This is a genomic window from Corynebacterium sp. HMSC074E01 (genome assembly GCF_001808885.1).
In the GTDB taxonomy this organism is placed as follows: domain Bacteria; phylum Actinomycetota; class Actinomycetes; order Mycobacteriales; family Mycobacteriaceae; genus Corynebacterium.
The window spans coordinates 97590-106954 of the sequence record NZ_KV794845.1; the positions used below are offsets into that span (position 1 = coordinate 97590).

The following is a 9365-nucleotide window of genomic DNA, read 5'->3' on the forward strand; positions in this document are numbered from 1 at the left end:
CACCGTTTACTTAATTGCGAGACTTCCACGAACCAGAGGACGAAGCATGGATATTGAAAAATTCCTCATGACAGCGGTCGGCGTGCTCAGCGTGATTTCCCTTGCCGGTTGGCTCTTCGCTGATTACGAGTGGTCAACCAGGGCCACAACGGTGATGGGGTTTGGGTTCCTAGTCTCAGCACTCCTCAATAAAAGCAGGCAAGACAAAGCTTCTAGCCACCGCCGGGTAGCTGAAGAATCTGCGCAGTAACCGCCCAGCTTCACAACTGCCCTATCTGCCAAACTTAGCGCCGATCCATGCAACGCGAGGGCAAGGTTTTGTCAACTAGGCGCGTTCTTCCATTGCTTCCTCTGGAAGCTCATCCTGCGCCTGCCGCGCGTTATCTGAAATCTCACGCGCCCTCTGCTCCAAGCTCTCCTGGGCGCGGGCCTGGGCTTGAGAGGAGCTATCGGAACGCGGCGGAGCTTGGATGAAACGCTCGGAGTGCAATCCCAGCTGCAGCTCCTTAGCGCGCAGCACCTCGGCATCAATCTTGATGCCGACGATGAGCACCGTGTTCATCAACCACGTGGCCACGAAGACCGCCATGACGGTACTCAATGCACCATAGGCAGTGGCCGCAGCGAGGTACTTCAGGTAGAGGCCTACCAAGCCCCACGACGCGACCGTGCCTACGAGCGCCACCACGGAGCCATAGGTAATCCATCTAAAGCGCCCGGGCCGCACGTTGGGGCTGAAGTGATAAAGCACCGCGATGAGCGTGAGCACCACAACCACAGTGACTGGGAAGCGCAGCCAGTTCCACACCGGGAGGAAGATTCGCACCAAGTACGTGGCAGCATCCTCCAGTCCTACAGTGCGTGCAAGCGGAATCAGCCCCTCATTAAGAACTGCATCACGCAGCAAGTTGGCAAAGAGCACGATCACCGCGCCGACCACAATGACTGCTGTCAGCCCCCACATCAGCGCCCACGTGCGGATGATGCCACGACCCTCCACCCGGCCGTACACGGTATTGGCTGTCCGCGAGAAGGCCCGCACATATGCCGACGCTGAAAACAGCGAAATAGCCAGCGAGATGATCAGTGCCAACGTGCCCTGCGCGCTGGAGCCGATAATCGTGCCGACGACCGTATGGGCTTGCTCAGAAAGCGAACCGGGGACGTACTGCTCAATGAACTCAGAAGTCAGCTGCTCCACTTCCGCTTGGCGGGAGGAGAAGATAAGCGTGGCGATGGAATAGGCAGCCAGCACCGTGGGCGCAAAAGCCATGAGCGTGAAGTAGGTCATCCCGGCGGCACGGTCCATGAAGGCATCGTGGAAGAAGTCATTCCACGTGCGGCGGATGACCAGCCCCCAGCTCTCCTTGCGCAGGCGATTACCTTTGGCGAGGGGGTTGCGCTCATCATCGTGTCCCTGGACCTCCAGGACGGTCGGGCCCTTAAACGGCACGATGGTCTCCGGCTCCTCGGCCGGCATAGCGTTGCCTCGGGTCTCCTCTTCGCTCATATCTGACCAGCGTATGCGGCACAGCCCGCATTCAGGGGAAGGACACTCAGGCCACAGGCCAAGCCGTGGTTACACTGGGGAGGCATGACTGAGAAGAACACCGAGAACAAAATCAACGTAAAGTCCTTCGAGCTCGATCACCGGCTTGTCGACGCCCCCTATATCCGAGTCGCCGACCGCACCGACCTGGGCGGCGGGGTCGAGATTATCAAGTATGACCTGCGCTTCTGCCAGCCCAACAAAGAGCACCTCGGTACCGAAGCCCTGCACTCGGTCGAGCACATGATGGCCAACTTCATGCGTAACTACACCGACAAGCTCATTGGTTTTGCCCCGATGGGCTGCCGTACCGGCTTCTACGCCATCACCAACGGCATGGAGCAGGATGAGCTGCTCAGTGCCGTCGAGGGCGCGCTCAATGACATCCTCAACGCCACCGAGGTTCCCGCCGCCAACGAGGTGCAGTGCGGCTGGGGCGCCCACCACTCACTCGAGGGCGCACAGGAGGCCGCACGCGATTTCCTCGCGGCCAAGGATGAGTGGCTTAACGTCATGGCCTAGCCGCTCAGCCACTCCACTTCTTCTTAAATGCTCACGCCCAGCCAGATGGGCTCCGGCTCCAGAGTCACGCCGAAGGCCTTCTGAACCCCGGCGCGGATGTCGCGGGCCAGCGCAACGATATCGTCCGCAGTGGCCTCACCGCGGTTGGTCAGCGCCAGAGTGTGCTTGGTGGACAGCGTTGCCTTCGCACCCGATTCTTCACCCGGGTAGCCCTTGGCAAAGCCGGCTCGCTCGATGAGCCACGCGGCGGAGAGCTTTTCCTTTTCTTCTCCAGATGCGGTGGATGGCACCGCATGTCGGGGCATGCGGTCCGCATCCTCGTCGCCGCGGGCGGCGCGGACTGCTTCCTGGATGGAATCTGCAAGCGCGGGCTCCACGATGGGGTTGGTGAAGAAGGAGCCGGCAGACCAGGTGTCGTGGTCTTCTGGGTCAAGCACCATGCCCTTGCCGCGGCGCAGCTTCAGTACTTCCTCGCGGACGTCGGCCACGGGGCGGCGCTCACCGGGGTTCTGAGTGAGCTGGCCAAAGCGCAAGGGCTTGGACAGGCCGTCGGTGGTCAGCTGGAGCTCAATAGCCAGCACCACGCCGCGCCCGGTGAACTTCAGGTTGGAATAACGGTAGGCCAGCTCCAATTCTTCCGCCGGTACCCACTGTGCGGTCCGGGTGGCGCGCTCGTAGAGATATACCTGCGTGAGGACATCGGAGGTCTCCGCGCCATAAGCGCCGACGTTCTGTACCGGCACGGCACCCGCATTGCCCGGGATCCCGGAAAGGCACTCGATGCCGCCCAGGCCGCAGTCCACGGTCAGGGCCACCACGTCATCCCACACCGCGCCCGCATCAGCGCGCACGAGTCCGTTGGCCACGGTGACGTCAATATCCTCAAAATCGAGGATGACCACCACGACATCCAGCTGGCCTTCCGCCACCACAAGGTTGGAGCCGCCGCCGACGACGAGGTAGTCCTGCGAGGACTCGTCAAGCGCTGCCAACGCAGCAATGGCGGCCTCAGCGCTGGCGCAGCGCACCGTCACCAGCGGGGCGCCACCGATGCGCAGCGTCGTGAGATCAGCGAAGGTGGTCTCGGAATCCAGAGTGACTCCGTCAATGTCAGCGAGGGTCAGGAATTTATCTAGCACGTCTACCAAGGTAGTCTGTAACTCATGTCAACCCGTAGCGAAAACACCGTTATCATCAACCAGCCCATCGATAAGGTGCACAAGGCACTGACCACTCAGGAGTACTGGGACTTCATCGTGGCCAAGCTGTCCCCGGAACCGGGTACCGTGCACGAGTTCACCGGCAACACCGCTGTGCTCTACGAAATTCTTCCGACCTCCCTCCTTCCGGAGGCCGTTCGCGCCATGGTCTCCCAGGACCTGAAGGAAAAGCGCACCGTGACCATCGGCGAGTTGGTCGACGATCAGATTTCCGTCTCCTTCACCGCTGACGTCAAGGGCACCCCGGTCGACTTCAAGGGTGACATCACCTACAAGGCCCAGGATGAGACCACCGTTCTGGATTACGTCACCGAGGTTTCCGTCAACATCCCGATGATGGGCGCTGCCATCGAGCCGAAGGTCGCTGAGGCCCTGCAGGAGCTCTACACCAACGAGGGCAAGCTCACCGAAGAGTGGATCTCCAACAACCTCTAAACAACTCCCTACACCACAGTTGTTGCCATGGCCGATCACGCGCATAACCTGAAAGCTCAGGAAAGCGCTGGTCGGCCTTTTGGCGTTATTACCCGCGGCACCACCAATCCCAACCGCCTGCGCCGCTGCGATCGCTGGATGGTGGCGCACCCGGAGATCTCTTCGCTGCTGCGCTCCACGGATGATCCGCTGGCTCTCGACGTCGGCTACGGCGCTTCCCACACCACCACGGTGGAGTGGGCCGGCTGGCTGCGCAGCGTTAACCCGAACACTCGGGTGACGGGTCTGGAGATTTCCCCCGAGCGCGTGCTGCCGCCGCGCGATGGCGTCACCTTTGAGCTCGGCGGCTTTGAGCTCGCTGGCTACCGCCCGCAGCTGGTGCGGGCCTTCAACGTGCTGCGCCAGTACGACGTCGACCAGGTGGAGAAGGCCTGGGAGACGGTGACCTCGCGCCTGGCACCCGGCGGCTTCTTCGTGGAGGGAACCTGCGACGAGCTGGGGCGCAGGGCGGCCTGGGTGCTTCTCAGCGCCGCCGGTCCGCGCACGCTGACCCTCGCCTGGGATCCCTTCGACGTTGCGCGCCCCAGCGATATCGCGGAGCGCCTGCCCAAGATCCTCATCCACCGCAACGTGCCGGGCGAGCCGATCCACGAGCTCTTGCAGGCAGCGGACGCTGCCTGGGACCGTGCCGCCGGCTGGTCTCCTTATGGCCCGCGAGTGCGCTGGCGCATGGCGCGCGAAGAACTCCGGCAATCAGTGCCCATCCATCCGGTGAACCGCCGCCTGCGGGATAACGTGCTCACAGTGGATTGGGACCTCGTAGTTGGCCAACTTTAAACCCGTGCGCCACACTAGTAGTCATGGCTTCTTCTAAATCTCCCGCCTCAACGGCCTGGAAAATTTTCATCGGCGTACTGGTGACGCTCCTGCTCATCATCTTGGTAGCTGAGCTCGGCATACGCTGGTTCTTGGGCTCGCAAATGAAGAGCGAATTCACCCAGTCCGCCAAGGAACAAGGCGTGGAGACCTCCGAGGAACCGGAGGTGAGCTTTGGTGCCAGCCCCATGGTCTTTGGCTTGCTCAACGGCAAGATTCCGCAGATGGATATGAAGACCCCGTCCACGCTGAAGATTGAGGGCACCACTATCACCGGCCAGCCGGCCGCTGATATCCATGTCGAAGACATGACGCTGTCCCAGGAACCAGTCGCGGGCACTCTGCGGGCCTCGACGACGGTGCCGGATCAATTCCTGCTCGCCAGCTTCCAAAAGGCCATTGCTGAGCAGTCTGGCTATGACGCTTTGGGCAACCTCGTGGTCACCGCGATTACCGCCAACGATGCCGAGGATGACCTCGACGTTGAGTTTGCCGGCGGCCTGGCCACGCTTTCGCTCAAGCCGGAGGCTCGCGATGGCAAGCTCGCCATCGATGCGAAGGAAGCATCGCTCTTCGGCTTCGACCTGCCGGAGCAAGCTACCTCCGCGATTTCGAATGCCTTGGCCGAAGGCATGGAGGAACAGCTCGCAGGCCAGCAGCTGACCTTTGAGTCCGTGGACGTCGGCGCTGGCGAGCTCACCTTGACCCTCATTGGCCACGACGTTCCAATGAGCGAGCTCGATTCCGCCACCGCACCAGCACAGGCACCGGCCAACTAAGAACCGAAAAACTAAAACAGAGAGTTAGAGGCTCTCTATGGCAAGTTGCGTATCCAAGGGTTCGTCGTCTGAAACGACGGACCCCGGATCCACCAGGCACTGATAGCCCGCCTGCTCGGCAGCACGCACATACTCCGGCAACGGCAGAGCCGAATGCTCAGGAAGAATGAGCCCCAAGCGCACGGGCAGCGGGCAGGCCTCGCGGAGGGTGACGAGCTCTGAGAGGAGCGAGGTGGCATCCCCTAGCAGTGCATCCACCGCGACCCACACCTCCGCGGCACCAGACTGAACTGCCAGCCGCGCCTCCGCCGCCTTCACCAACGAGTGGTGGCGCCCGGTGGGATAACCGGCAACGGCAATGACGTGCTCGGCGCCCTCAGCGGCAAGCACATGATGCGGGGAGACCAACACTCGCTGTTGCCCCGCCGACTGGGTTCGCACCTCTTCCACGGAGGCCTCAAGCAGATTCAGCATTAGTAGGAATAATCGCCGTTGATGATGGCCTTGAGCTGCGGGCGCACATCGAACCAGTACACGCCGGTGATGATGGCACCAATCCAGCTAACAAATGGCAGCGGCAGGTTCATCACCAGGGCGGAACCAAAGAGCAGCCCCACCCATACCCACTTGTTCTGGCGGTCACCGGCGCGGAAAGCATCCTCCCGCGTCATCGCCGCTAGGACAGCACCGATGAGGGCAAAGAGGGATACCGCCATAAAGATGTAGTGCGGTATCGACGCAATAATGTTTAAAAAAGTGTGCATCAAGAAAGACTAACTAGTTCTCGTCAACTACTTCGCCGTCAATGACATCATCATTCGGCTTCGGGGCATAAGGGTTGCGTGGGCTCTGCGGCTGCTGGGCATGCTTGCCCTCCGCGCGCTGCTCCTTGGCGTTGTTGATAGCGCCCTGCACACCCTCACGGGTCTCGGTGAAGGCGGTGTTGAAATCCTCACGGGCCTTCTCAAAAGACTCCGAGTTGCGGGTCTCACGCGCTGCGGAGGACACGGACTCCCCCAGGTTCTTCGCCGTGGAGGTCACGCGGTCGAAGAAGGACTCTTCCTTCGCGGTGCCATCACCCATGCCCGCCGCATCGGCGGCGCGGGCAATGCGATCCGCCTGCGCACTCTGGGCCTGGTTCTGGCGCTCTTCCTTGAAACGGCCACCAAAATCCTTGGCCACATCAAAAGCAGAGGAACCGGCATTCTTGATTGAGTCAAATACGGACATGGTCGTCACTCCTTGTTAGACGCCAAAAAGCAGATGATTAACAGTGTAGATAACCAACCCAGCCAGTGCACCCACGACCGTGCCGTTCAGGCGAATGAACTGCAGGTCCTTGCCCACCATGAGCTCGATGTTCTCGGAAGCCTCCTGGGCATCCCAGCGCTTAATGGTCTCTGGAATAATCGCGATGATCTCCGGTGCAAACTTCTCCACCGCGTAGCGCGCGGCCTTATCCACCAGCTCGTTGGCCTGGGTCAGGAACTCCGAATCCTCTAGCAGACGGTGCGCCAATTCCTTCACCTTGGCGGTGATCTTCTGGCGCAAGAAGGACTCCGGGTCGGTGAGCTGTTCAATGAGCGTGGAGGAGACCGTCGCCCACATTGCCGCCGGGGCCTTCTGCGCCTGATCGGAGGCCAGCATCTCCTGCTTGATTCCCTCGATTCGCCCGCGCATGTCCTCATCCCACTGCAGGTCCGAAGCCAGCTTCGACAGGTTGCGGCGAATGGCCAGGCGGGCTTCGTGGTTGCCGTTGCGGCGGACCTCATCGGCGAATTCCACGAGCTCGGCGTAGACCTTCTCCCCCACCATCTCGCGGGCAAAGCGCGGCGCCCAGCCGGGCATGCGCTCATCGATGGCGGTGACCACGGTGGATTCCATTCCGAGGATCTTGCCGTGTGCCCAGTCAATCAGGTCATCCTCCAGCGGCCGCGCCTTGCCTTCGGCGATATAGCCCTCCAGCAGACGGCCCAGCGGCGGACCCCACTCCGGCTCTGCCAGACGGTCCATGACCTGGGTGCGGATGAACTGCTCCGCCTCCGCCGGGTCTAGGTCCGCGACCACGCTGGCTGCGCGCTCACCAATCCACGCGGAGACCTCCTCCGCCCGACCAGGCTCCACGCCCTGGCGCGCCAGCCACAGCGGTATCTCTGCCTCCCGCACCTTGGCGCTGAGTGCATCCGCGGTGAGGAAGTTCTCCTCAACGAAGTCCTTGAGCGCATCACCCACGCGGTCCTTGTTGTTGGGGATGAGCGCGGTGTGCGGGATGGGCAGCCCCATGGGCCGGCGGAACAGCGCGGTCACTGCGAACCAGTCCGCCAGTCCACCGACCATTCCTGCCTCCGCTGCCGCGCGCACGTAGCCCACCCAGACGGGAGCCCCGCTTGCCGACGCCTGCCACCACGAGCACCCCAGAAAGATCACCGCCGCAGCAATCAGGAAGGACAGCGCAATCGCCTTCCAGCGGCGCAGGTCCGCCCGGCGCGCCTCCTGGTTTCCTGGCTGCGGCACAAACGACGTCTGCGACGCCGACGTTTCCCGAGCCGGCTCAAGCCCTGCGTCTGCGCGGTGCGTCATGGGTGGTTCTCCTTGGGGTGTCAAAGACGAAGTGAAGCTTCGTTCTCTAACACTAGTGCGCATAGGAGACACACTCGGCCGCCGCATCAGTACTCGCAACGAATTCGCCCTGAAGCCCTAACCCGCATGCTGGAAACACCAGGTATGGCGTTCTGAGGACAACGAACTGTGAAACAATCAAAGAATTAGTAGATAGAACAATTCACACGAATTGGTAATGCTTTATGTCTAGTACTTCAGAAATTCTCAATTCTATTACGCCGAAACAAAACTCCAAGGTCAACAGCCTTAATGCTGCAATCTGGCAGACTGCCGATGACTACCTACGCCTTATCGTCCCCGCGGAAAATTACGGTGATTACATCATCCCGTTCACAGTGCTCCGCCGACTCGAAGGACGCTTGGAATCCACCAAACAGGGCGTACTTGACCTCGTTCACCGTGAGAACGCGAAGGGGACAGACCCCGCAATCGTCGCCCTCAAGATCGAGAACCTGTTCAAACTCCGCTTCTGGAACACATCTGAACTGTCACTAGAGCGCTTGGCAACGTCAGATGACGCTCTCAAGCCAGGATTGAAGCAATATCTCAACACCTTCTCCCCGAACATTCTTGAGGTTTGGGATGCGTTCGAGTTTGACAAACTCATCGATTTCCTCGACCGCAATAATCAACTGTGGAATGTGGTTAACCATTTCGCATCCATCGACATGTCTGATGAAGCGCTCCAGGACCAGACGATGGGTGACATCTTTGAGAACCTGATGTACCGCTCCTTCGCCCGCAAAGCGAAAGATGCCGGTGAGTTCTACACCCCACGCGATGCGATCCGTCTGATGACTTCCATCTTGTTTACCTCAGATGACACCGAGTTAGAGGAAGACGGCATTATCCGTTCCGTCTATGACCCAACTGCCGGTACATGCGGCATGTTGATCGCTGCTCGTGACGCGCTTCGTGCAATCAACCCAGGCATTGAGGTTGTTATTGCCGGACAGGAGTTGAAGGAAGCTTCCTTCGCAATGGGCAAGTCCGACCTGCTCATGCAGGGTTTTAAAGACCCAGAGGTGCTCAAGTTCGGTAACTCACTGACTAACGATCAATACGCCGGTGACACGTTCGACTACATCATGGCGAACCCTCCCTACGGCACATCCTGGAAGGCGTTCCAAAAGGACGTTAAGAAACTGCAAGACCAGGGCGATCCCCGTTTTGCTGAAGGTCTACCCGCTGTCAGTGACGGACAGATGCTGTTTTTGATGCACATCGCGCACAAACTTGCGCCGGCTGATGGAGCCACGAAGGGCGGGCGGGCTGCTGTTGTTACAAACGGCTCCCCACTTTTTACGGGTGATGCCGAATCCGGCCCGGACAGCAGGGCCTGACCCCCGGAAAGTAGACACG

The 9365-nt window shown here is 60.5% G+C and carries 12 protein-coding genes; 6 read left to right on the forward strand and 6 right to left on the reverse strand.

Annotation, left to right across the window (positions count from 1 at the left end; genetic code table 11):
- Positions 1–46 precede the first annotated feature (46 nt).
- Positions 47–250 (forward strand): hypothetical protein, encoded by a 204-nt coding sequence (locus tag HMPREF2537_RS05315; RefSeq protein WP_070526139.1) that lies wholly within the window; start codon positions 47–49, stop codon positions 248–250.
- Between the two features lie 75 nt (positions 251–325).
- Here HMPREF2537_RS05315 and HMPREF2537_RS05320 read toward each other — a convergent pair whose 3' ends face one another.
- A complete protein-coding gene (locus HMPREF2537_RS05320) occupies positions 326–1480 on the reverse strand; it encodes a YihY/virulence factor BrkB family protein (protein ID WP_070526140.1) in 1155 nt (384 codons plus the stop codon).
- A 114-nt stretch (positions 1481–1594) separates the two neighbouring features.
- Here HMPREF2537_RS05320 and HMPREF2537_RS05325 point away from each other — a divergent pair, with 114 nt between their 5' ends.
- The gene (locus HMPREF2537_RS05325) at positions 1595–2071 is read left to right on the forward strand and encodes an S-ribosylhomocysteine lyase (RefSeq protein WP_070526142.1); all 477 of its coding nucleotides are present in this window, start codon (positions 1595–1597) and stop codon (positions 2069–2071) included.
- A gap of 23 nt (positions 2072–2094) precedes the next feature.
- On the opposite strand, the gene HMPREF2537_RS05330 is transcribed toward HMPREF2537_RS05325, so the two are convergent.
- Positions 2095–3210: a UDP-N-acetylmuramate dehydrogenase gene (locus HMPREF2537_RS05330; protein WP_070526144.1), complete on the reverse strand. Its 1116-nt coding sequence runs from the start codon at positions 3208–3210 to the stop codon at positions 2095–2097.
- Positions 3211–3234: 24 nt separating this feature from the next.
- On the opposite strand from HMPREF2537_RS05330, the gene HMPREF2537_RS05335 reads away from it, so the two are divergent.
- Genes HMPREF2537_RS05335 through HMPREF2537_RS05345 form a run of 3 tightly spaced genes read left to right on the forward strand, consistent with a single transcriptional unit; the run spans position 3235 to position 5381 of the window.
- On the forward strand, positions 3235–3726 hold the full coding sequence (locus tag HMPREF2537_RS05335) for a DUF2505 domain-containing protein (protein ID WP_070526146.1): 492 nt from the start codon (positions 3235–3237) through the stop codon (positions 3724–3726).
- Between the two features lie 27 nt (positions 3727–3753).
- Positions 3754–4563 carry a class I SAM-dependent methyltransferase gene (locus HMPREF2537_RS05340; protein ID WP_070526149.1) on the forward strand — a complete coding sequence of 270 codons (810 nt, stop codon included), beginning with the start codon at positions 3754–3756 and terminating at the stop codon, positions 4561–4563.
- Positions 4564–4586: 23 nt separating this feature from the next.
- A complete protein-coding gene (locus HMPREF2537_RS05345; protein WP_070526151.1) occupies positions 4587–5381 on the forward strand; it encodes an LmeA family phospholipid-binding protein in 795 nt (264 codons plus the stop codon).
- Positions 5382–5405: 24 nt separating this feature from the next.
- Here HMPREF2537_RS05345 and HMPREF2537_RS05350 read toward each other — a convergent pair whose 3' ends face one another.
- The 4 genes from HMPREF2537_RS05350 to HMPREF2537_RS05365 are packed head-to-tail and all read right to left on the reverse strand — an operon-like array spanning position 5406 to position 7961.
- Positions 5406–5855 (reverse strand): deoxyribose-phosphate aldolase, encoded by a 450-nt coding sequence (locus tag HMPREF2537_RS05350; protein WP_070526153.1) that lies wholly within the window; start codon positions 5853–5855, stop codon positions 5406–5408.
- A complete protein-coding gene (locus tag HMPREF2537_RS05355) occupies positions 5855–6145 on the reverse strand; it encodes a DUF2516 family protein (RefSeq protein ID WP_070526155.1) in 291 nt (96 codons plus the stop codon). Before HMPREF2537_RS05355 ends, HMPREF2537_RS05350 begins: the two co-directional genes overlap by 1 nt.
- A 13-nt stretch (positions 6146–6158) precedes the next feature.
- Positions 6159–6611 carry a CGLAU_01105 family protein gene (locus HMPREF2537_RS05360; protein WP_070526157.1) on the reverse strand — a complete coding sequence of 151 codons (453 nt, stop codon included), beginning with the start codon at positions 6609–6611 and terminating at the stop codon, positions 6159–6161.
- A 15-nt stretch (positions 6612–6626) separates the two neighbouring features.
- Positions 6627–7961 (reverse strand): DUF445 domain-containing protein, encoded by a 1335-nt coding sequence (locus tag HMPREF2537_RS05365; RefSeq protein WP_070526159.1) that lies wholly within the window; start codon positions 7959–7961, stop codon positions 6627–6629.
- Positions 7962–8185: 224 nt separating this feature from the next.
- Here HMPREF2537_RS05365 and HMPREF2537_RS05370 point away from each other — a divergent pair, with 224 nt between their 5' ends.
- A complete protein-coding gene (locus HMPREF2537_RS05370) occupies positions 8186–9346 on the forward strand; it encodes a type I restriction-modification system subunit M (RefSeq protein WP_246820253.1) in 1161 nt (386 codons plus the stop codon).
- The last annotated feature ends 19 nt before the right edge of the window (positions 9347–9365 follow it).